The sequence below is a fragment of the Sorangium sp. So ce1335 genome (assembly GCF_051521615.1).
In the GTDB taxonomy this organism is placed as follows: Bacteria; Myxococcota_A; Polyangia; order Polyangiales; family Polyangiaceae; genus Sorangium.
The window spans coordinates 10,517,830-10,539,350 of the sequence record NZ_CP150363.1 but is presented as its reverse complement, the minus strand read 5'-3'; the positions used below and the strand labels follow the sequence as shown (position 1 = coordinate 10,539,350).

Below are 21,521 nucleotides of genomic sequence, written 5' to 3'. Positions count from 1 at the left end.
GGTTGGTTACACTGCCCCGCCATGCGAGCTTCCTCTTTCCGATCCAGCGTCTTGCCCTGCTTCGCGGCCGTCGCCGGCTCGATCCTGGCGGCGGCGTGCGAGAGCGCGCCGAAGCCGCCCGAGCCCGGCGCCGCCGCCACGGCGGCCCCGGTCGTGGAGGCTCCCGCCGAGCCGCCGAAGCCGAAGGGCATGCCGGAGCTGCTCGTCGACTCCATGGGCCCGTACCTCGGCGGCCAGCGCGTGGATCTGGCGCAGAAGGACGGGGCGGAGAAGCTCGCGAAGGTGATCCGCGCGCTGCCGATCGAGGGCAAGCCGGTCACGCTGCTGGCCGAGAAGAAGGCGAAGCCGAGCGCTGTCGCGGCCGTCGTGACGGAGCTCGGCGCGGCCGGCGCGCCGAAGGTCATCATCAAGACCGACGGGCGCGACGATCTCCCGAAGGAGATCACGGTGGTCCCCGAGGGGCGCGTGTCGAAGCCCCCCGCGTGCGCCGTCAGCACGATGGTGATGAAGGACCTCGCGACGGCGATCTGGCCGTTCGGCGGCGGCATGGGCAAGCGCCAGCGCAAGGGGCTCGCCGGCCCGGATCTGTCGCACACCGGCGAGCAGCTCACGAAGGACATCGCCGCGTGCAGCGCGACGATGGCGTTCTTCTCGGCGGACGACGAGGTGCCCTGGGAGATGGCGCACAACCTCGCGGGCACGGTCATCGCTTCGGATGCAAAGAAGAAGCTCGACACCCTTGTCCTACTCCGCGCTGCCCCGGTCGCGGGGCGGCCGATCCAGCTCGGTGGAGGCTGACGTGCGCGGCGCCTGGAGGCTCGATTCCCTGGATCGATGCCCCCTCAGGGGCGCGTCCGCCGAGAGGGCGTCCGGCGCGGTTTTTGTGCATACGGTGTCAATTTTCAGCAGCGCGAGACATCATGCTCTCCCGTCGCGTGAGGGCATGGCCGGTCAGGGCGACACGGCACGATCCGGCACACGGGAGGGCGCGGCGACGGGCGGAAATGCGCGGTCGAGCGCTCGCCGTTGGGGCCGGCCTGGATCATGAATAGGGCGAGTCGCCGGTCCCCTGCGCCATCGGGGGCGTGACAATCACGGGAGGATGGTTCGGACATGTCGAAGCGACTTCTTGCATCGGCCCGCGCGAACAGGGGCCGCAGCCTCCGTCCCCGGGCCTCCCAGCCCCGGGCGTCGGGGGCGCCCGGGGCTCCGGCCTCTGCGGCCCGGGATTCCGCGCGCCCCGTCGCGAGCGGCCCGGACGTCGTCGCGGGGGAGGCCGCGGATCTCTCCGCGGCGCCCGCGCGGGCAGCGGACGCCGAGATGTCCGCCGCGCCGCACGGTGCCGAGGTGTCCGCCGCGCCGCACGGCGCCGAGATGTCCGCTGCGGCGCACGGTGCCGAGGTGTCCGCCGCGCCGCACGGTGCCGAGGTGTCCGCCGCGCCGCACGGCGCCGAGATGTCCGCTGCGGCGCACAGTGCCGAGGTGTCCGCCGCGCCGCGCGGCGCCGAGATGTCCGCCGCGCCGCACAGCGCCGACGCGCCTGCTGCGCCGTCGATCGCTCTGGCCTCGAGCGGTGCGAGCGACGTGGCGCCGGTCAAGACGCTGGACGCCGACGTGCCGGTCGCGACGCAGCGAGCCGGCGCCGAGGACCGGCCGGCTGCGCTCGCGCCACAGGCCGACGAGCCGGCGCCTGACTCGGATGCGCTCGATCTGATCGACCCTTCCTCGCCGACGGCGGCGTTCTTCCGGCGTGAAGAGGAGTCGTTTCCGCCGCTCACCGATGCAGCGAGCGACCCGGACGATCACACGGACGAGCGCCTCGTGGTCGTCCATCAGCTCTCGCCCGAGACCCTCGCCCGCCGGGCGCGCCTCCGCCGGATCGTCGCGGCGGTCGCGGGGCTCGCCGGGGTGATCTCGGTGGCGGTGGTCGCCAAGTCGGTGCTCTCGAGCAAGCCGTCTTCTGCTGTTTCCGCCTCCGCGCCGCTCGCGATGGCGGCGCCTGCTGCGAAGCCGGCGCCCCTGGGGGCGAAGCTCTCGGCCGTGGCGGCGAGCCCTTCGCCTGCGCGCGAGAAGGCGCCCGCGCAGGCCGACCCGGCGTCGGCGCAGCCCGCCGCGAAGGCGGCGGAAGCCGCTCCCGACGCGGAGAAGGCGGAAGCCGAGAAGGCCGCAGCGGAGAAGGCGGAAGCCGAGAAGGCCGCAGCGGAGAAGGCGGAAGCCGAGAAGGCCGCAGCGGAGAAGGCGGAGGCCGAGAGGGCCGCAGCGGAGAAGGCGGAAGCCGAGAAGGCGGCGGCGGAGAAGGCGGAAGCCGAGAAGACCGCGGCGGCCGCGGGCAACGTCGAGGACGCGGCCAGGCTGAAGAAGGAGGCGCTCAGCTTCCTGAACCGCGGCAGGTACAAGGACGCGATCGAGGTGTCTCGCGCGGCCATCGCGGCCGATCCGACCGACGCGCTGCCCTACCTCTACCTGGGCTCGGCGCTCCAGGACACGGGCAAGTGGAAGGACGGCGTCGCCGCGTACAGCGACTGCGTGCGCAACGCCACGAAGGGCCCCGTGCACGAGTGCAGGGCCCTGGGCGGACGCAAGTAGCGCTCACCCCGGGCGGCGCGCGACCTGCGTGAGAAAGGCCGCGGCCGCGGCGTAGCCGAAGGCCAGGCCCGAGGCGAGGCGTGTCGCGTGCCAGACCGGGCGCAGCCCGAGGTCCTGCGTCGCCACGTCGACGACCATCAGCGCGCTGAGGGCGATGAGGATCGGGCGCCACGCCGTCATCGCCAGGCGGGGCCGCGCGATCGCGGCGCCCGCCGCGACGCCGGCGAAGATGCCGGCGCACCGGCTGCAGAGCGGCATCAGCACGCCCTCGAGCGCGAGGGACCGCTCGGGCATGCGGTGGCACATCGCAACGAAGAGCCGATCGAGCGCCGCGCCGAGCTCTCCGAGCGGCAGGCGGCTCCGCGCCGGCGGGATGCACCAGGGCAGGGCGCCGACGATCGCGAGCGCGCAGCGCACGACCCGGAGCCGCGACCCCGCTGGCTCCGAGGCGCCGGACGGCGTCTGCGCCAGGGCGCCTGCGCTTTCGGGAACGGGCACCTGTGCGGCGACGCTCGCCTGTGCGGCGGCGCGTCCGCCCCCGGGCGCGGTCACCTCAAACCCTGTCGGGCGCGCTCTTGCCGAGGTGGCGCATCACCTCTTTCAGGTCGCTCCAGACCTCTCGCTTCGCGCTCGGCTGGCGCAAGAGGTAGGCCGGATGGAACGTGGGCATGATCGGGATCGAGCCCTTGTAGAGCTTCCACGTCCCGCGGAGCTTCGTGATCCCCTCGCTCGTGCCGATCAGCCCCTGCACGGCGGTGGCGCCGAGCGCGACGATCACCTTCGGCTTGATCAGCGCGAGCTGAGACGCGAGGTAGGGGCTGCAGGCCGCCATCTCGGCCGGCTCGGGCTTCCGGTTCTTCGGCGGCCGGCACTTCACGATGTTGCAGATGTAGACGTCGTCGCGGTGGTACCCCATCGCCGCGATCATCCTGTCGAGGAGCTGCCCCGCCGGGCCGACGAACGGCTCGCCCTGCTGGTCCTCTTCCGCACCGGGCCCCTCGCCGACGAAGACGACCTCGGAGAGCGGGTTGCCGCGCGAGAACACCGTGTGGGTGCGCCCCTCGTGGAGCGGGCACTTCTGGCAGGTGCGCACCTCTTCCGCGAGGAGCGCGAGCCGCGCCACGCGCTCGTCCGGCGACGCCGGCTGCGACGCGGTCGCGCGCGCCGCCAGCTCGGCGCGTGGCGCCGAGGCCGCGCTCGCAGCAGGCCGGGCGTGCGGCTCGGGGGCCCGCGGCGCCTGCGCCGGAGGCCGCGCCGCCGGCGCCTCGGCGATGCGCTGCTCCGGTTGCGGCGCGAAGGTGCCCGCGGCGGCGGGCCGCTGCTCCGGTTGCGGCGCGAAGGCAGCGCGCTGCTCCGGTTGCGGCGCGAAGGCAGCGCGCTGCTCCGGTTGCGGCGCGGCGGCGCCACGATGCTCGGCCTGCGGCGCGGCACCGCCGCCCCCGCGTGCCGCCGCTGCCGGCGGCGCGTCCATCCCAGGAAAGCCTCGGTCCGCCCGCCGGGCGGCCTGCGGCGCGCCTTCGGAGGAGGACGCGCCCAGCGCCTCGTGGAGCGCCGACGGGTGCCCCGGCATCCCGTCGGCGCCGGTCGCTGCGTGCCACTCCAGGAACGCTCGGACCGAGGCGGTCAGATCGGCGAGCTCTTCGCGCAGCGCCTCGATCATCGTCGTCCCCTCAGTGGCCGCCCTGCTGCGCGAGCCAGCGCTCCGCGTCGAGCGCGGCCATGCAACCCGTGCCGGCGGCCGTCACGGCCTGACGGTAGTTCCAGTCCTGCACGTCGCCCGCGGCGAAGACGCCGGGGATGTTCGTCCGCGTCGAGCCCGGCACCGTCTTGAGGTAGCCGTTCGGGTGCGTATCGAGCTGCCCGACGAAGAGATCGGTCATCGGCGTGTGCCCGATCGCGACGAACATCGCGGCCGCCGGCACGAGGTGGCTGTCGCCCGTCTTCACGTTCTTCACGCGGATGCCCGTCACCATGTCGGCCTTCACGTCGAGCACCTCCTCCACGACGTGGCTGTAGAGGATCTTGATCTTCGGGTTCTCGACGACGCGCTGGACCATCGCCTTCGACGCCCGGAAGTCATCGCGGCGGTGGACCAGCGTGACGCTGCTGCAGAGCCCGGAGAGGTACGAGGCCTCCTCCATCGCCGTGTCGCCGCCGCCGACGACAACGACGTCCTGGCCGCGGTAGAGCGCGCCGTCGCAGACTGCACAGGCGCTGACGCCCTTGTTCTTGAGCTTCTCCTCGCTCTCCAGGCCGAGGTAGTTGGCGCGCGCGCCCGTCGCGATCACGACCGACTTCGCGAGGTAGAGCGTGTCCTCGACCCACACCTTGAACGGGTGGCCCGTGAGCTCGACCTTTGTCACGTCCGCCGTCACGATCTCCGTTCCCTGGTGGGCGGCCTGGTCGCGAAAGCGCTGCATCAGCTCCTGGCCGGTGATCTTCTCGGGGAACCCGGGGTAGTTCTCGACGTCGGTCGTGAACATGAGCTGGCCCCCCGGGATCAGGCCGCCGGCGCTGAAGCCCTCGATGAGGAGCGGCTTCAGGTTGGCGCGCGCCGCGTAGATGGCGGCGGTGAGCCCGGCGGGACCGGAGCCGATGATGACCAGGTTGCGGACGTTCGATTCGCTCATGGTGGAGGCATCTTATAGGCGCGACAGCCTCCCGCGTCGACCGCCCCGGCGCTCCGCCGCGGACGCTCCGCCGCGCGCGCCACGCCCCGCGCTGCGCGGGCCCCATCGCGCGGCGTGTGTCCCGCCGCGCTGCATTGCATTCCCGCCCGCTGCGCGGCGTTCCCGCCCGCTCCGCGGCGTTCCTGCCCGCTGCGCGGCGTTCCCGCCCGCTGCGCGGCGTTCCCGCCCGCTCCGCGGCGTTCCTGCCCGCTGCGCGGCGTTCCCGCCCGCTCCGCGGCAGCCCTGCGCCCTGTTCTCACCCGGCGTCGCGCCGTCCCCCGCGTGAGCAGCCGCTCGCTCAGAAGCGCATCGTTCCGCTCATACCGAACTCGTCCAGGCTGCTCTCGAAGCGGCCGCCGTTCACGCTCTGGAGGCTGCGGTAGCCGCTCGTCGCCGAGCCGGAGACGGCCTTGAGGCGCCCCTTCCCGCCGTTGTCCAGCGAACCGAAGAACGTGTGCTGAAACGCGGCCGAGATGTCGACAGGGCCCACGCGCGCGGTCACCCCGGCCCCGATCCCGATGCGGTGGCCGAGGTGGAAATCGAGGTTCAGGTCGGCGTCGTCCTGCCCCTTCGTCTCGAAGAAGCCGCCTGCCCTCAGGGCCAGGAGATCCTGGAGCACGATGAAATCTCCGCCGACGCGGACTCCCAGGACGTCGCGCCAGCGGTGCGGGACGTCGGCGTTGGGCGGCACCGTGCCGATCACCGTGCCGCGCACCGGAATGCCCTCGCGGAACCGGACCTCGATCGCGTCGACAGCGCTGTTGTGGGCCCAGGTGAAATCGAGCTCCACGTCGAAGAGATCGTCGACCATCGGGTCGCGCACGAGGGGCACGGCCGCGGAGGACCGCGCCGCGCCGGCCCGCGGATGGTGGTACCGGAGGCCGAGCTTCGCCTCCATCGGGATCTGCATCTCGAGATCGCCCGCGCCCCTCTCGTCGGTCACGTTGCAGCCCGGCGACTCGCCCTTGCAGGGGTCCTCGTTCTTGACCCCGGCCGCCGTCCAGTAGCGCGACTCGATCACGAGATCGGTCTTCGCGCGCACGGCGTCCTGCCACTTGAACCACGCGCCAAGGTCGAGGCGATCGGTCGCCGCCCAGCGCGCGCCGAGGACGAAGCCCGGGATGAACAGATCGTCCGCCCGCGCGCGGGTGCGCAGGTCGTTGTGCGTGTTGAAGTCGTCGCCCCCCTCGGCGGAGAGCGCCTCGCTGAAGTTGACGAAATCGATGCTCGCCATGCCCCAGATGAAGCCGGCGCCGACCGAGATCCCCTCCGCGGGCGTGAAGCCGACCGAGAGCGTCGGCGTCACGATCAGGGCGTCGAGCGACGTGAGCAGGTAGCGCTGCGGCGACGGCTGCGTCAGCGCGCCGAACGTCGGGTGCGTGTACGGCAGCGACTCGGGCCACACCCGCTCGCCGACGCCGTGGGGGCCGAGCACCGCGACGCCCACGGCGAGCGCGTCGGTCAGGCGGAGCGTCCCGGCGACCTGCGGGTTCGGGAACAGGCCGCTCTCCGCGCACACCTCCGGATCGGGGCCGCCCTCGCTGCCGGGCGCCGGGATCGCCGTCGTGTAGCTCGGCGGGACGGGCCGGCCGTCGGGGCCGAGGCGCGTGAAGCACTGCCCGAGGTGCATGAGGTGGACGCCGCCGTGCGCGCTGCTCCGCTGCGCGGCGAGCCCCGCAGGGTTGAAGTAGGCGGCGAGCGGATCGTCCGCCCGCGCGACCCACGCGCCGCCGCGGCCGAGCTGGAGCACCCCGATCTCCGGCGAGTCGATCCCCGACGACGCGCGCGCCGCGCCGGCGGCCACCACCGCGGCGAGCGCCGCGGCCGCGGCGCCGGCAGATCCTCGTCTCATGGGGTCTCTCTCCCCGCGCGGCCGCCCCGGCGGCTCACTTCACCGGCGACGCCTTGAGCGCCGCCTTGCCGTCCTTCACGTAGACCGTGAACCGCACCCGCGAGCAGTTGTGGCGCGCCACGAGCGCGTCCTTGTTGCGCTGCAGCGTCCCCTTGAACTTGTCGAAGGTGAGGGCGTTCGTGGGCTCCCCGCACTGCTGCTTGACCGACAGGAACTCCTCGTAGACGGCGTTCCACTCGGCGAGCTCGTCCGGATCGCCCGCGCCGTCCTGGGGCGCGGCGGGCGCGCTCGCCGCGTCGGGGGCCGCGCTCGTCGCGTCGGGGAGCGCGGTCGGCGGGGCGGGCGCGCCCGGCGCCCGGGGCGGCGGAGGCGGCGGCGGGCGCCGCGGCGGCGGGCGGCCAGGAGCCGCGGGGCCGGGGGCGGAGAGCGCGATCGCCGCGTCCGAGACCTCCTCGATCGCCTCGACCGGCTCCTCGGACTCGCGGGCCGGCGGCGGGCCGCTGAGCGGGTGCGAGCCGGGCCGCCGCGTCGGGCCGCGCGGGCTCACCATCGGCTTCGGGTACGACGGGCGCGAATCGGCGCGCGGCTCGCCGGGGCCGAGCGGCACCGAGAACGCGCTCATCGCGGGCTGCGCCGGGATGGGGCCGAGCACCTGCTCGAGGTCGGCGGCCTTGCGCGGCGCGCCGCCCTTCGCGGCCACCTTCTCGACGCCGTCGTTGATGTCGGCCGCGATCTTCCGGTAGGCGCCGCGGAACCGGCTCGGCGCCAGCACGTCGACGTCGCCCTTGGCGAAGCGCGCCGCCTCGTTGCGGAAGACCTGGAGCGGCCGCGTGTGCTCGAGGAACGAGAACACGAGCCCGAGCGCGGCCAGGCCGAGGACGCCGACGAGGATCAGCGCCGTGGGCACCTTGCCCTTGTCGTCGTTCGTCGCCTGGTCGAGGAAGCTGAACGGCGAGTCGACCGACGCCGCGAGGCGGCCGACCGCGTAGCCGGCGCCGAGCTCCCACGCCTCGCCGGGCAGCCGCGCGTAGACGACGCCGAGGTGCTTGCCGATGACGCGGACCTCGGAGCGCCCCTTCTCGATGTAATCCTTGTTGTCGTCGAGCAGCTTCAGGTCCTGCGTGATCTGATCGAGGTTCGCCTTGTCGAACCCCTCGGGCGCGCCGGACGCGACGCGCGACCCCTCGGCGTAGAAGCCGACGGCGGCGCCGGTGCGCTTCGTGACCGCGCGGGCGAAGGTGTCGTCGATGATCTTGGCGCCGACCACGGCCCCGACCGGCTCGCCGTTGCCGTCCTGCTCGACGGGGCGCGCCACGACGCGCAGGATGCGGCCCTTCCAGACCCACGCGTCGTCGCGGATCCAGCCGTGGAGGGCGTCGGCGACGACCGGGTAGCCGCCGAGCTCCCAGTCCTCGGGGGGCGCGAACCCCACGGACCCCACGGACGCGATCACCCGGCCGGCCGCGTCGACGGCCCACACCTCGTCGAACTTGAGCTCGGCGGGCACCTCCTCGGTCGCGGTGCGCAGCGCGCCGCGGGCCTTCTCGCGCAGGTCGGCGCCGGGCTTGGCCTCGGTCGACGACTTGGCGAGCGCGCTCCGCAGGGCGGGGTTCAGCGCCACGCGGATGAGGGCGCTGGAGCGCTTCCGGGCGTCGTCGTTGAGGAACCACTCGACCGCGCTGGAGTCGGCGCTGAGCGCCTCGCTCATCGCGCGGTGGCCCGAGCGGTTGTAGAGCTGCGCGGCGACGAAGAGGATGAAGACCGCGGCGCCGAGCGCGAGCGCGAGCACCCCGTACCAGAAACGCGACAGCAGCATGGCCTACTTTTGAGCCTCCGCGCTCGGTCCACCGCTCGCGCCCACGACGAGCGCCTCCTTGATGAACTGCTCGTCCGGGTTCGGCTTCGCGACCACCTCGAGGGGCTTTCCGACCGGCTCGCCGTTGAAGTAGCCCTGCAGCGTGTACTTGCCGGCCTCGAGCTCGATCGCGAAGTTGCCCTGGCGATCCGGGTAGGCGACGGCGACGGTCCTCGGCTCGACGACGATCCACGACCGGATGCTCGGGGCGAGCTGATCGCGGATCTCGTACTTGCCCGGCCCCGGCGGCGTCCAGGCGCGGGTCTTGGTGGCGCCGATCTCGACCGGCTGGAGCCCCTTGTTGCCGACGTCGTAGAGCTTGTGCGGGAACGGATCGCGGTTCTCGAACTGGAGCTGCTGGCCCTCGGCGACGACGAGGGTCACCGGCGTGGTCCGGCCGCCGGCGATGACGATCGAGCGCGGCGTCTTGAGCGGCGCGCCCTTCTCGCCGAGCGCGGCGACGCACAGCTCCTTCGGGGCGTAGCCGACGAGCGTGCGGACATCGGCGCGGACGGTCGGGGACGGCTCGCGGAACGTGTACCGGTTCGCCTTCGGGTCCTTGGCCTCGTTCCAGACCGGGTTCAGGAGCTTGGGCATGCCCGTGGCCCTGCCCTTGATCGTCACCGCCGCGAGGGCCGCCCCGGGCACCGTGAGGATCGCGAGCGTCAGGGCCAGGCGCCGGACGAAGCGGCCTGAGGCGCGACGCGTGATGGGGTTGGACGGCCCGGGCCGCGCTGCGCCGGCGAGCGGGCGATGCTCACCGTGCTGCGCTCCTGAAGATCGAGGGGATCTCGTATCCATCGCAGGCCCGAAGCTACCGGAAGGGGAATGAGAACGGAAACAAAAGCCGGGCCGCCGTCCGCGGCGCAGACGCCGCGCGCCCGGTCGAGCGCTGACCTGCGAGGGGAGGCGACCGGGGCCAGGCGCGCCGCGGTGCGGCAGCCGCCCGGGGGAGCTTCCGGAAGACAAAAAAACTGCGGGCCGCATGAACGGCCCGCAGGGGAGAGATGTTCCGTACCGCCGAGGACGTGGGCAGAAGGACTTGAACCCCTAGCATAGCTGCTAGGTGGGAGCCTAAGTACCGCTTCAGGCTTCCCGGTGAAGGATTCCGGGCCTAGCTCACCACGGTATCGTTGTTGGCTCCCTGGTTCTCGCTTACTCGGGATTCAATCGTCCAGCGCCTCACGAAGTCGGCAGAGGGAACGACCATAGGATAGTTCTCTCGCCGGTTCAGTCAACCGCTCTTCGTCGCCGGACTCGCTCTTCCTTCATGTGCTTCATGTGTGATTCGCGTGTGGCTCACGCGTTTTGCGCTTGATCTCGCTCGCCGTCTCACTCTTGGGCTTGCTTGCGTCTCGCGTTCATGCAGGCCGGTCCGTTCCCGTCCTGTTGGTTCCTGTCGGGATGATCCGGAGCCGGCCTGGCGCGTCGGCTTGGCGCAGGGTTAGCGGGCAGGCGAGCCGGGGTGGGAGAAGAACGCAACGATGGGGGCGTGGACGAGCCCGTTCGACGCCACGATGTTGCCTGTGTGGTAGTCCGGCGCTCGGCCGTCGAGCGAGGTGATGACGCCGCCGGCGCCGCGCACGATCGCGCTCCCCGCGGCGACGTCCCAGGCGTGCAGCCGGCGCTCCCAGTAGGCGTCGTAAGTCCCGTCGGCGACCATGCAGAGATCGATGGCCGCGCTGCCGCACCGCCGCACGGCCTGGGCGTTTCGCTTGACGGTGATGAAGGCGTCGAAGTTGTTGTCCGGAGCCCGATCGCGCACGGGCGGGAAGCCGGTCGCCACCATCGCGTGCTCCAGCGACGCCGTGGCGCTGACCGCGCAGCGCTCGCCGTTGCGGCGCGCCTCGCCGGCGGCGCCGGCGGTCCCTGCCAGCCCCGGCCCGGGCGGCTGTGGATCGCGGGGCATGAAGCCTGTCCAGCGCAGCCCGAGCATCGGCGCCACGACGGCCCCGGCGACGGGCATGTCGTCGTCCATCAGGCCGACGGAGACGCACCAGAACGGATGCCCGTGCACGAAGTTCGTGGTGCCGTCGATCGGATCGACGTACCAGACGAGCCCGCCGCGGGCCGACGTCGCGCGCGAGGCGCTCTGCTCCTCGCCGACGACGGCGATGCCCGGCGTGAGCGCGCCGAGCCGCGCGATGAGCAGCTCCTCGCTCGCCCGGTCGAACTCGGTCACGAGGTCGTGCGGCGCCTTCTCCTCCACGCGCGGGCCGCGCGGGCTCGCGCGGAACCCGGCCTGGGCGAGCGCCGCGGCCTCCTCGGCGACGCGCAGCGCGATCCCGGTGAGCTCGGCCAGATCGGCCGGTCCGCGCCCGCTCATCGCGGCCTCGCCGACAGCGCGCCGCGGAGCTTCTCGTAGATCCCGCCGAACGCCCCGTTCGACAGCAGCGCCACGGTGTCGCCCTCCTGCGCCTCGCGCGCGATCGCGTCGACGATCGCGTCCACCGAGGTCGCCGCCTCCGCGCGCTTGCCCGCCTGCTCGAGGTCGCGCACGAGCCGGTCGAGGTCGAGCCGCTCGCCCGCGGCGATGTCCGGCCGGCCGAGCGGCGCGAGCACGACGCGATCGGCCGCGCCGAAGGCGCGCGCGTAGGGCTCCTGGTGCAGGGCGCGGCACGCGGTCGCGCTGCGCGGCTCGAACACCGCCCACAGCGCGCCCTCCGGGTGCCGGGACCGGAGCGCGCGCAGCGTCTCGTCCACGGCCGTCGGGTGGTGCGCGAAGTCGTCGTAGACGCGCACCCCGCGCGCCTCGAACAGCAGATCCTGCCGGCGCCGCACGCCCTCGAAGGTCGCGAGCGCCGCGGTCGCCGTCGAGAGCGGCACGCCGAAGCCGTGCGCCGCGGCCGCGATCGCGGCGACCGCGTTGCGCACGTTGTGGTGCCCCGGCATCTGCAGGGCGACCCGCCCGGCCATGACGCCGCCGGCGTACAGGTCGAACGACTGGCCGCTCGGGCCGGCCTCCGCGGGGGCGGCGAGCCAGTGCGGCGGCTTTCCGTGCATGTCGTCGCCCTCGAGGGCGAACCAGGCGACCTCCGCGCGCGCCGACCGCGTCACCGCGTCGACGACCCGCGGATCGTGCGCCGCCGCGACGAGGAGCCCCGTCTCCGGGATCCGCTCGACGAACCCGCGGAACGCCGCCTCGTAGGACGCGGCGTCGGGGTAGATGTCGACGTGGTCGTGCTCCATCGAGGTCACGACGCCGACCTCGGGCCGGTAGTGCCAGAACTTCGGCGTCTTCTCGAAGAACGCGGTGTCGTACTCGTCGCCCTCGACGACGAACGGCGTCCTGCGGCGGCCCGTGCCCGCCTCGCCGAGGAGGGGGAGGCCGCGGCGGTCGCCCGCGGGGGCGGCGCTCCGCGGCAGCCGGAAGCTCGCCTCGAAGTTCTTCGGCAGGCCGCCGATGAGGAAGCCGGGGTCCCTGCCTGCCTCGTGCAGGAGCCACGCGCACATCGAGCTCGTCGTCGTCTTGCCGTGCGTGCCGGCCACGACGAGCGGCGAGCGGCCCGCGAGCATGTGGTCCGCCAGCGCGTGCGCCATCGTGGTCACCCGCATGCCGCCCTCGATGGCGGCGCGGGCCTCGGGGTTCGTCGGGCGGCAGACGTTGCCGATCACGACCAGATCGGGGCGCGGCTCGAGGTGCGCGGGATCGAACCCGGTCATGAGGCGGATGCCCCAGCGCTCCAGGGCCGGTCCCATGGGCGGGTAGAAGGAGACGTCGGAGCCCGAGACCTCGTGCCCCGCGGCCTTGAAGAGCCCCGCCAGCGCACCCATGCCGGTGCCCGCGACGGCGACGAAGTGGACGTGCATCGCGGCGCAGTGTGCCCGAGCGCCCCCGGAGGGCAAGAGGGCTCCGCGCGGCCGGCCGACGGGCCGACGGACGAAGCGCGCGGCTCCTGGCGCCGCAGCGGGGGCGCGGCGCGAGCAGACAGCCGCTGCGGACGCGCGGGCGTGACGAAGGGCGCGGCTCCTGGCGCCGCAGCGGGGGCGCGGCGCGAGCAGACAGCCGCTGCGAACGCGCGGGCGTGCGGACGTCTCGTGATGGTGGCCTATCCGATCTTCGCGGCGGTGCCGCGAGGAGCCCTCGTCCTCCGACGCCCGCAAACAACGTATCTGCGCGGCCTCACGAGCTTGCGAGTCGCGGGGCCGAGGCGGACCCCGCGGCTCGGATCACGGCGGATCGACGAGCACGAGCGGCCTCAGCCGCTTCAGCGATCGCCGGCCGAGCCCCTTGACCCGGAGCAGGTCGTCGACCTTCCGGAAGCGCTTCATCTTCGCGCGGAGCGCCAGGATCGCCGCCGCCTTGGCGGGGCCGACGCCCGGCAGGCGCATGAGGTCCGCCTCCGTCGCGAGGTTCAGCACGACCTTGCCGTCGGCGGTCACGCCGCCGCCCGCCGGCGCGCCCGGCCCCCCATCGCTCGACGGCGGCGGCTCCGCGGGCGCTCCTGCATCCGCCGCGGGCTCGGCCGAGCTCTGCGGCGGCGCGCTCCCGGCGGCCTCCGCGGTGTCGAGCGGCGCCGGCCCGCCGGCGACCATCGCCAGCCCGGCCGCCGGATCGGCGCGACGCGCCGGCAGCAGGCTCAGCGCGTGCCCGGAGCCCACGAGCGCGAGCGCGAAGAACCCCGCGCCGTAGGCCACCACCTTGCCGCCCAGCGCGGTCCAGGCCGACTCCCTCAACGCCACCAGCGCACGTTTCCACAAGGAACGCCGCTCTTCCCCTACCTGCCCAGCCTCCGCCCGCCCGGCGAGCGAGCCCTTCCGTTTCGATGTCGCTTCCATCGTGCCGCGCCTCCTCGAGTGCGAAGGACGACGCCCTCCGCGCACCGGCGCGCGGCGTCCGTCTCTCCTCGGCGCCGCCGCCAAGCGAGCCGCATGCCGGCGCGCGATGGCCTGAAAACCCGCGCGAATCGCGTGGGCCCTGCGCGCCCGGGCGCGGCGCCGCCATGGCGGACACGGGGGCGCCGGCGAGCTCGCCGACCCCGGGCGTCCTGTCGCCGTGTCTCGAGCGAGAAGCTCGGCTACCATCAGCGCCCCGGGCGCCCGGCGACCCGGCGGCATTCACCCCGCCCCACGGCGCTCACCACGAGGTCTTATGCCCCACGATCCCCGTCGCTTCGTTGATCCCGGCCCTGCGGGGCGCTCGCGCCGAGCCTTCCTGGGCGGGCTCGCCGCCGGCGCCGCGGGCGCCGCGCTCCTCGGCCCGAGCGCGGCGTTCGCCGAGGCGGTCCCGAGCCTCGCGGCCAAGCCGCCCCCCGGCTTCACGCCGCTCTCCATCCCGGGGAAGATCGTGAAGGTCACGAAGGCGAACACGATGCAGCCGAACGGCCTCTGGCCGGACGCGTCCGCCGCGAAGGCGATGCTCGAGCGGGCCATGGCCGAGCTCACCGGCAAGGCCGACCTCGGCGCCGCCTTCGGGCGGTTCGTCCACAAGGACGATCGCGTGGCGATCAAGGCCAACGGCATCGCCGGCCAGAAGGGCGCGACCATGGCCACCAACAAGGAGCTCGTGCTCGAGATCGTGCGCGGCGTGATCGCGGCGGGCGTCCCCGCGGAGAACGTCATGATCTTCGAGCAGTACCCGTCGTTCCTCGCCGGCACCCGCTGCGCCGACCGCGCGGCCAAGCCGGCCGCCGAGTTCCCGGCCGGGATCCGCGCCGCGGTGCACGAGAACAAGGACGCGGTGATGCCGAGCATCTCGGTCTGCGGCATCCCCACCAAGTTCGTGCGCCCCTTCACCGAGGCGACCGCGGTGATCAACGTCTCGCTGATCAAGGATCACTCGATCTGCGGCTACACCGGCTGTCTCAAGAACATCACGCACGGCGCGACGATCAACCCGCACTCGTTCCACGCGCACACGGCGAGCCCGCAGATCGCCGAGCTCTACGCGCAGGACGTCGTGAAGAGCCGCGTCCGCCTCCACATCACGGACGGCTTCAAGCTCATCTACGACCAGGGCCCGCTCGACAAGAACCCGAAGCGACGCGTGCTCCACGAATCGGTCTACGCCACGACCGATCCTGTCGCCATGGACGTGATCGGCTGGGGCGTCGTCGAGACGTGGCGCAAGGAAAACGGGCTTCCCACGCTGAAGGAGGCGAGCCGCGAGCCATCGTACATCCGCATCGCGGGTGAGCTCGGGCTGGGCGTCTTCGACAAGAATAAAATCGCGATGCGCGAGGTCCGACTGTAGCGGCGCCGCGGGAACGCTCGCGGGGCTGCCAGCCGAGGCTCGTGTTGCCCATGTCCCGCTCCAGCTCGTTTGCGCGCCCCGTCCTGCGCGGGGGGATCGCGTCCGCGGTCCCTCTGCTCGCCTCCCTCGCGATCACCGCTTGCAGCAACAGCCCCCCACCGAGGCCGCCGGGGTTGCCGCCGACGCCGGGCTCGGTGACGCGCGAGAACCCCGGGGGCGACGCGGCCGACCCGGAGCGGGCCGCGCTCGAGCGGCTGCTCACCGAGCCGTGGGGGCGGCGCCAGGACCCGTTCGAGACGCTCGACGTGCCCCTGGCCGACTGGCGAAGCTGGCGCCGGATACGGATCTGGAGCCACCCGACGCGCGCGACCTTCCGGTACGGCGACGAGCACCACGCCGCCCTGACGGTCCTCTACACGCGCACCTCCGGGCCGAGCGATCCCGACAGCTGCCTCGACGAGTTCTGGGCGAAGCACGCGCCGCTCGCCGACGGCTACGGCGTGCGGCTCGGGGAGGCGCAGCTCATCCGCACGACGCAGGAGATCGACGGCGAGGTGCGGCCGCTCGTGTTCAAGGTCCTCCAGGGCAGCATCGCGTCGGTGTTCGCGAGCGACGAGTACGCCGGCGCGATCGCGGCCTACGAGTCGTGGCCGGGGACATGCCTCGTGTCCGCGCTGGCCGTGAAGGCGAGCCGGCACCCGGAGCTCGCGCGCCGGGTGCGCGACCGCTGGATCGACGAGGGCGCCCCGAAGCTGCGGTGGATCCCGAGCCTGCACGAGGCGCCCAGGCCCGACGCGCGGTAGCGTCCGCCCGGCGGGGCGCCGCGACATCGCAGCGCGCGACGGGACGCCCGCCGCGGGGCGGCGCGGCGCCGTCACGGGCTCATCGACGCTACGTCGGGCTCTCCGCGGCTTCCGGCGACCAGGGCGCGCCCTGGGCCATGCTGTGGCACACCACGGAGGCGGCCGCGAGGAGCAGCGCGATCGCGACGAGCCACGGCACCCGGAGCGGCGGGAGGACGCGGCTGTCCAGCACGAGCTGGCTCGGCCGGTCGTCCGCAGGCGGCTCGGAGGGCGCGGTCGCCTGCGCGTCGCCGAGATCGTTCGCCGGCGCCGCCTGCAGGGCGGCCATCGTCGTCTCATCCATCCCGTAGCGCGGCGAGCCCGCGGGCTCGCCCAGCGCGCCCCGCTTCAGGATGGCGCTCCGCTCGAACGGCGACGTGCCCGGGGCTGAGCGCGGCGGCTCCGGCGATCGCGAGGCCGCCGTCAGCGGCTGAACGATCGCGGCGAACGCCTCCATCATCTCCTTGCCCGACTGGAACCGCGCGTCGGGTTCGAACTGGAACGCCCGGGTGAAGAACGCGTCGATGTCGGGCGGGAGCTCCGGCGCGAGCTCGGACGCCCTGGGGAACGAGGTCTGACAGATGTGCCGGACCAGCTCGTTGATGGTGGCGCCGGCGAACGGGCACTGGCCGGTGATCGCGCGGTACAGGATCACCGCCATGGACCAGAGATCGCTCCGGTAATCGACCTGCTTGGGCGCCATGGTCTGCTCGGGGCTCATGTACCTCGGAGTCCCCAGGACCATGCCCGTCTTCGTGATCCTGTCGCGCGAGCAGGACGACTTGGCGACGCCGAAATCGAGCACCTTCACGAGCTCATCGCCGCCCGAGGACGTGATGAAGATGTTCCCCGGCTTCAGATCCCGGTGGATCACCCCTGCGGCGTGCACCGCGTCGAGGGCCTTGCCGAGCTGCGTGAACAGGGCCGTGACCTGCGCGAGCGGGAGCTTCTGCTCGCGCTCGAGGCGGCGATTCAGGTCCTCCCCCTCGAGGTACTCCATCACGATGAACGCGCAGCCGCGATCGACGCCGTAATCGTAGGTCTCGATGACGAAGGGGCTGCGGACCCGCGCGGACGCGCGCGCCTCGCGCTCGAAGCGGGCGATCAGCTCCGGCTCGGTCGCCGCGAAGCTCCGGATGAACTTGATGACCACCCGCCGCCTGAGCTTGATGTCGAAGCCCAGCCACAGGTCGCCCATGCCGCCGCCCCCGAGCCTGCGCTCGAGGCGGTACTTATCCATGACGGCCCGACCTTCAGTCTCCTTCATGGCCCCGCACCTGCCACCCGATGACCAAGCCTGGGACACGTGATCACCCGATTTCTGCCGAAGGACCTACGGCAATGCCACTCGCCATCTCAGGATATCGCAATCCGTCCCGGCCGTGCTCTGAAAACGTCCTGAAACAGAGCGCAAGGCGCAACCCAGACGATGGCCGAGACGATGGCCGAGACGATGACCGAGACGATGCGCGTGATGCGATGGAGCACCACGGGGCGCTGTATCGTTTGATTCCCTCGGTGTCTCGTGGTGTCCCTCGATGTCCGCCGAGGTGAGGCGGGCTGCGATTACAGGATATCGAACGGGTAGGCGCGATCCGCATAGGCGCGCACCGCGATCGCCTTGCGCAGCTCGTCGTCGTTCTTCTCGAAGTCCGATGCGTGCTGCCTGAGCCGCTTCTGCGCCATCCCGACGAACACGGTCGTGAGGTCGATCTCCCGCCGCGCGCCGTCCTCGCCGCGCCGCTCGATGGCCCGGGTCGCGCGCGCGATGCACGCGGCCATACAGTAGAGGTCGATGGCCATCTCCGCGATGCGGCGTTGCGCATACTGCATCTCGGCGATCTCCCGCCCGTGCTTGCGGAGCATGTCCTGGGTGCGGTTGGCGAGCTCGGCCGTGTAGTCCTCGAACGCCACCGCCTCCCGGCTGAGCAGCGGGTGCGCCTTCGACATCCGCTCGCGCCCGAGCACCGACCTCGCCTTGCGCAGCGCGAAATCGCTGAGCAGCCCGAAGCCCTTGATCGGCTCCCGCATCGCCTTCGCCACGTCCGCGAGCGCCTTGCCCGGGCCGCTCATCCCGGAGAGCGCGATGAAGCAGCGCAGGATCTCGTTCGTCCCCTCGAAGATCATGTTGATCCGCGCGTCGCGCAGGTGCCGCTCGAAGGGATAGTCCTGCATGTAGCCGATGCCGGCCGCGATCTGGAGCGTCTCGTTGACGACGAACCACAGGGTCTCGCTCCCCATGACCTTGCAGATCGCGCTCTCGATCGAGAAATCCGGGACCTTGGCGTCGACGAGGCTCGCCGTCAGGTACGTGATGGACTCGAGCGCATACGTGTGCGCCAGCATCGTCGCGATCTTGTCCTTGATGAGCCCGAAATCTCCGATGCTCCGGCCGAACGCGCGCCGCTCCTGCACCCGGTCGAGCGCCATCCGGATCAGCGTGTTGCACGCGCCGACGCACCCCGCCGAGAGCCCGAGCCGCCCGTTGTTGAGCACCTCGACGGCGACCTTGAACCCCTTGCCGACCTCGCCGAGCACGTTCTCGCGCGGCACCTTCACGTCGTCGAAGAAGAGCTCCGTCGTCGACGAGCCCCGGATGCCGAGCTTGTGCTCGTTCGGTCCGCTCCTCACGCCCATGCCCCGCTCCACGATGAACGCCGTGAGCTTCGGCTTGCTCCCCTCCTCGAGCGCCGACGTCCGGGCGAACACCGTGAAGACGTCGGCGAAGCCGCCGTTCGTGATCCAGATCTTCGACCCGTTCAGCGTGTAGTACGACCCGTCGGCCGACACCTCGGCGCGCGTCCTGATCGCCGCGGCGTCCGAGCCGGCGCCCGGCTCCGTCAGCGCGAAGGCCGCCATCCACTCGCCGGTCGCGAGCTTCGGCAGGTAGCGCTGCCTCTGCTCCTCCGTCCCGAAGAGCTGGATCGCCTTGAACCCGATCGACTGGTGCGCGCCGAGGGTGACCGCGATCGACGCGTCGAGCCCGCCGACCTCCTGCATCACGCGCGCGTACGCCATGTTGCTGAGGTTGATGCCGCCGTGCTCGGTCGGGATCTGCAGGCCCATCAGGCCGAGCCCCTTCATCTCGTCGATCAGGCCGGGCTCGATGGCGTGCTCTCGATCGATCCTGGCGCTGTCGACGCTCGCGGTGAAGAACCGCCGCACGCTGTCCAGGATCATCGACGTCGTCTCCCGGTCCTCGGCGGGCATCTCCGGGTACGGGAAGATGATGTCCTCGGCGATGATGCCGTGGAAGAGGGCCTTCATGAAGCTCTGCTCGATCGTCGGCGGCATCGGACCGTCCTTTCAGGGGCAGGCCGCTGCGCCGGGGGAGCGGTGCGCCCGGCCTGCTCAGTGTGTCTTCTTCGGCGCCCGCGCGGACTCCGCCGGGCCATCGTCCTTCGCGCCCCGCTCGCCGTCGTTGCTGGCCGCGGGGGCCGCCGCGGCCGCGCCCCGCGCTGTCGACGCGGGCGCCGCGGCCGCGCCCCGCGCTGTCGACGCGGGCGCCGCGGCCGCGCCCCGCGCTGTCGACGCGGGCGCCGCGGCCGCGCCCCGCGCTGTCGACGCGGGCGCCGCGGCCGCGCCCCGCGCTGTCGACGCGGGCGCCGCGGCCGCGCCCCGCGCGGATGACTCGGGCGCCGAGGAGGCGCTCCCGTCACGCGCCGCTGCGGCCGACGGCGGCACGGGCGTCGGCGTCGCGGGCCGCGCCGGGTGCGGCGTGGCCGTGGGCGGCGGCGGCGTGTGCCCGGCGCGATCGCTCTCGCGCTGCCACGGGTACTTGATGCGCCCATGGTACATGTTGACCAGCGTCGAGGCCATGCGGGTCGTCATGATGCGCAGGTCCTCGATCGTCAGCCCCGACTGATCGAGCTGGCCGGACGCGAGCTTCGAGAACATCACGCGCTGGATCATCTCCTCGAACTTCTTGTGCTCGGGCGGCCAGATGGTGCGCGACGCCGCCTCGATCGAGTCGACGAGCATCAGGATCGCCGTCTCCTTCGTCTGCGGCTTCATGCCCGGGTAGCGGAAGTGCTCCTGCGTCAGGTCCTTCGGGTTCCCCTGCTCGACGCACTTGTGCCAGAAGTACTCGACCACCTGCGTGCCGTGGTGCGTGTACGCGAACTCGACGACCGGCTCGGGGATGTTGCCCTCGCGCAGGATCTTCGTGCCCATCACGACGTGCGCCATGATGGCGTCGGCGCTCACCTCCGGCTCGAGATCCTCGTGCGGCGATCGCTCGCCCGGCGCGAGGTTCTCGATGAAGTACTTCGGCTGAACCGTCTTGCCGAGGTCGTGGTAGTAGGCGCCCACGCGCGTCAGCAGGGCGTCGGCGCCGATCGCCGCGGCCGACGCCTCGGCGAGGTTCGCCATCGCGCGCGCGTGCTCCCAGCTCCCCGGCGCCTCCGCCGCCATCTTCTTGAGCAGCGGCTGCTCCAGGTCGGTGAGGTCGAGCAGCTTGTCGCGGGGCACGTGCCCCATCGCGCGCTCGGCCGGCTCCCGGAGGCTCCGCCCGAGCAGGCCGACGAGCAGCCCGCCGCCGATGCAGGCCAGCACGTTCGAGCCGAGCCAGCGCTTCAGATCCGCGACGAGGTCGAAGCTGCCCTCGAACAGCACGGTCAGCGCGACGAACCCGATCGCCCCGGCGAGGCCCGCGAGGCTCCCCGCGATGAGGAGCTGCCGCGACCCCTTGCGCTTGAAGAAGAACATCGTCGCCGCGATGCCGCGCACGAGCAGCACCGACAGGAGGACCACGTCGAACCGGAGCAGCGACGCGGCGATGAACGCGACGCCCACCTCGACGAGGAACGCCGTCCGCCGATCGAACGCGATCGCGACCCAGAGCGGGAGCGCCGCGACCGGGACCCAGAACTCGGGCAGCGCCGTGAAGAGCAAGAGGAGCTTCGAGACGAGGAACGAGCACGTCATCAGGACGAACATGCCCACCTGCGTGCGGAGCAGCCGCACCCGGTTCTGGCCGAACCGGCGCAGGTAGACCGTCAGCATCAGGCAGACGATGAGGTAGATGACGTACGTGCTCGCGACGCGCGCGCCGAGCCCGGGCCGCCGCATGCGCCGCACCGTCTCGTACGCCATCGCGGCGTCGTGATCCTCGTTGCGCTCCGAGAGCACCGTGCCGCGCGGCACGATCACGCGCCGGTGCTCGTACGACAGCGAGAAGGCGCCGTCGTGCGAGTCGCGAACGATGCGCGGCCCGTACGGGACCCGCAGCGTCACGGGCGCAGGCTTGCCCATCTCGGGGCTCAGCGAGGGGATGAAGAGCTCGCCCACGCTGATCACGGCGAAGAGCGCCGCGAAGAGGACGCTCAAGACGAAGCCGGCGAGGGGACCTGCCCGGATACGCGTGCGCAGCATGGAACCGCTCGGTCTCGTCCGCTGGATGCAACCTGAGAAACGGTTGACGGGGCACGCTCGCGCGTCGCCCCGCCGCCACCGGACGGCCGCGGGCGGCCGCCGATGTCAAGGTGTAGGCGGGACCCTAGCAAAGAAGCGAGGCCGAGTCAGC

Annotated in this window: 16 protein-coding genes and 1 other RNA gene; 4 read left to right on the top strand and 13 right to left on the bottom strand. The window is 72.6% G+C overall.

The genetic code is table 11. The features are described 5' to 3' along the window. Window positions 1-21: 21 nt before the first annotated feature. Both WMF24_RS39400 and WMF24_RS39395 read left to right on the top strand, forming a co-directional pair. The gene (locus tag WMF24_RS39400; RefSeq protein ID WP_437732604.1) at window positions 22-798 is read left to right on the top strand and encodes a biopolymer transporter ExbD; all 777 of its coding nucleotides are present in this window, start codon (window positions 22-24) and stop codon (window positions 796-798) included. A gap of 315 nt (window positions 799-1,113) precedes the next feature. Further along, window positions 1,114-2,586, top strand: a complete 1,473-nt coding sequence (locus tag WMF24_RS39395) for a hypothetical protein (protein ID WP_437732603.1) — start codon at window positions 1,114-1,116, stop codon at window positions 2,584-2,586. A 3-nt stretch (window positions 2,587-2,589) separates the two neighbouring features. Here the strand turns inward: WMF24_RS39395 and WMF24_RS39390 are convergent, their stop codons facing one another. From WMF24_RS39390 to WMF24_RS39345, 10 genes are all read right to left on the bottom strand, one after another. Continuing rightward, window positions 2,590-3,084: a DUF2085 domain-containing protein gene (locus WMF24_RS39390; RefSeq protein ID WP_437732602.1), complete on the bottom strand. Its 495-nt coding sequence runs from the start codon at window positions 3,082-3,084 to the stop codon at window positions 2,590-2,592. 55 nt (window positions 3,085-3,139) lie between these two features. Further along, complete coding sequence (locus tag WMF24_RS39385; protein ID WP_437732601.1) at window positions 3,140-4,246, bottom strand: uracil-DNA glycosylase; 1,107 nt, start codon at window positions 4,244-4,246, stop codon at window positions 3,140-3,142. A 10-nt stretch (window positions 4,247-4,256) separates the two neighbouring features. Next, a complete protein-coding gene (gene trxB, locus WMF24_RS39380) occupies window positions 4,257-5,216 on the bottom strand; it encodes a thioredoxin-disulfide reductase (RefSeq protein WP_437732600.1) in 960 nt (319 codons plus the stop codon). A gap of 337 nt (window positions 5,217-5,553) precedes the next feature. Beyond that, complete coding sequence (locus WMF24_RS39375) at window positions 5,554-7,107, bottom strand: OmpP1/FadL family transporter (protein WP_437732599.1); 1,554 nt, start codon at window positions 7,105-7,107, stop codon at window positions 5,554-5,556. Window positions 7,108-7,141: 34 nt separating this feature from the next. Next, window positions 7,142-8,923 (bottom strand): MXAN_5187 family protein, encoded by a 1,782-nt coding sequence (locus tag WMF24_RS39370; protein WP_437732598.1) that lies wholly within the window; start codon window positions 8,921-8,923, stop codon window positions 7,142-7,144. Between the two features lie 3 nt (window positions 8,924-8,926). After that, complete coding sequence (locus WMF24_RS39365) at window positions 8,927-9,763, bottom strand: hypothetical protein (RefSeq protein ID WP_437732597.1); 837 nt, start codon at window positions 9,761-9,763, stop codon at window positions 8,927-8,929. Window positions 9,764-9,972: 209 nt separating this feature from the next. After that, window positions 9,973-10,165, bottom strand: a non-coding RNA gene (ssrS, locus tag WMF24_RS39360) — 6S RNA. Window positions 10,166-10,406: 241 nt separating this feature from the next. Next, window positions 10,407-11,288 carry an inositol monophosphatase family protein gene (locus tag WMF24_RS39355; RefSeq protein ID WP_437732596.1) on the bottom strand — a complete coding sequence of 294 codons (882 nt, stop codon included), beginning with the start codon at window positions 11,286-11,288 and terminating at the stop codon, window positions 10,407-10,409. Beyond that, complete coding sequence (locus WMF24_RS39350; RefSeq protein ID WP_437732595.1) at window positions 11,285-12,772, bottom strand: UDP-N-acetylmuramate--L-alanine ligase; 1,488 nt, start codon at window positions 12,770-12,772, stop codon at window positions 11,285-11,287. The genes WMF24_RS39355 and WMF24_RS39350 overlap by 4 nt, the downstream gene beginning before the upstream one ends. Window positions 12,773-13,132: 360 nt before the next feature. Further along, window positions 13,133-13,645, bottom strand: a complete 513-nt coding sequence (locus tag WMF24_RS39345) for a helix-hairpin-helix domain-containing protein (RefSeq protein WP_437732594.1) — start codon at window positions 13,643-13,645, stop codon at window positions 13,133-13,135. A gap of 409 nt (window positions 13,646-14,054) precedes the next feature. On the opposite strand from WMF24_RS39345, the gene WMF24_RS39340 reads away from it, so the two are divergent. Next, window positions 14,055-15,155: a DUF362 domain-containing protein gene (locus tag WMF24_RS39340; protein WP_437732593.1), complete on the top strand. Its 1,101-nt coding sequence runs from the start codon at window positions 14,055-14,057 to the stop codon at window positions 15,153-15,155. 50 nt (window positions 15,156-15,205) lie between these two features. Beyond that, window positions 15,206-15,958, top strand: a complete 753-nt coding sequence (locus WMF24_RS39335; protein WP_437732592.1) for a hypothetical protein — start codon at window positions 15,206-15,208, stop codon at window positions 15,956-15,958. Between the two features lie 88 nt (window positions 15,959-16,046). On the opposite strand, the gene WMF24_RS39330 is transcribed toward WMF24_RS39335, so the two are convergent. From WMF24_RS39330 to WMF24_RS39320, 3 genes are all read right to left on the bottom strand, one after another. Further along, window positions 16,047-17,237, bottom strand: a complete 1,191-nt coding sequence (locus WMF24_RS39330; RefSeq protein WP_437732591.1) for a serine/threonine protein kinase — start codon at window positions 17,235-17,237, stop codon at window positions 16,047-16,049. Between the two features lie 326 nt (window positions 17,238-17,563). Beyond that, the gene (locus WMF24_RS39325) at window positions 17,564-19,291 is read right to left on the bottom strand and encodes an acyl-CoA dehydrogenase family protein (RefSeq protein WP_437732590.1); all 1,728 of its coding nucleotides are present in this window, start codon (window positions 19,289-19,291) and stop codon (window positions 17,564-17,566) included. A 57-nt stretch (window positions 19,292-19,348) separates the two neighbouring features. Beyond that, entirely contained in the window at window positions 19,349-21,370 is a 2,022-nt protein-coding gene (locus WMF24_RS39320; RefSeq protein ID WP_437732589.1) for an HDIG domain-containing metalloprotein, read from the bottom strand. Window positions 21,371-21,521 lie beyond the last annotated feature (151 nt).

Coding starts and splice junctions, on each gene's coding strand:
- WMF24_RS39370 (WP_437732598.1), bottom strand. CDS start 8,923: ATGCTGCTGTCGCGTTTCTGGTACGGGGTGCTCGCGCTCGCGCTCGGC.
- trxB (WP_437732600.1), bottom strand. CDS start 5,216: ATGAGCGAATCGAACGTCCGCAACCTGGTCATCATCGGCTCCGGTCCC.
- WMF24_RS39355 (WP_437732596.1), bottom strand. CDS start 11,288: ATGAGCGGGCGCGGACCGGCCGATCTGGCCGAGCTCACCGGGATCGCG.
- WMF24_RS39400 (WP_437732604.1), top strand. CDS start 22: ATGCGAGCTTCCTCTTTCCGATCCAGCGTCTTGCCCTGCTTCGCGGCC.
- WMF24_RS39320 (WP_437732589.1), bottom strand. CDS start 21,370: ATGCTGCGCACGCGTATCCGGGCAGGTCCCCTCGCCGGCTTCGTCTTG.
- WMF24_RS39375 (WP_437732599.1), bottom strand. CDS start 7,107: ATGAGACGAGGATCTGCCGGCGCCGCGGCCGCGGCGCTCGCCGCGGTG.
- WMF24_RS39325 (WP_437732590.1), bottom strand. CDS start 19,291: ATGCCGCCGACGATCGAGCAGAGCTTCATGAAGGCCCTCTTCCACGGC.
- WMF24_RS39340 (WP_437732593.1), top strand. CDS start 14,055: ATGCCCCACGATCCCCGTCGCTTCGTTGATCCCGGCCCTGCGGGGCGC.
- WMF24_RS39350 (WP_437732595.1), bottom strand. CDS start 12,772: ATGCACGTCCACTTCGTCGCCGTCGCGGGCACCGGCATGGGTGCGCTG.
- WMF24_RS39395 (WP_437732603.1), top strand. CDS start 1,114: ATGTCGAAGCGACTTCTTGCATCGGCCCGCGCGAACAGGGGCCGCAGC.
- WMF24_RS39330 (WP_437732591.1), bottom strand. CDS start 17,237: ATGGATAAGTACCGCCTCGAGCGCAGGCTCGGGGGCGGCGGCATGGGC.
- WMF24_RS39365 (WP_437732597.1), bottom strand. CDS start 9,763: ATGGATACGAGATCCCCTCGATCTTCAGGAGCGCAGCACGGTGAGCAT.
- WMF24_RS39385 (WP_437732601.1), bottom strand. CDS start 4,246: ATGATCGAGGCGCTGCGCGAAGAGCTCGCCGATCTGACCGCCTCGGTC.
- WMF24_RS39335 (WP_437732592.1), top strand. CDS start 15,206: ATGTCCCGCTCCAGCTCGTTTGCGCGCCCCGTCCTGCGCGGGGGGATC.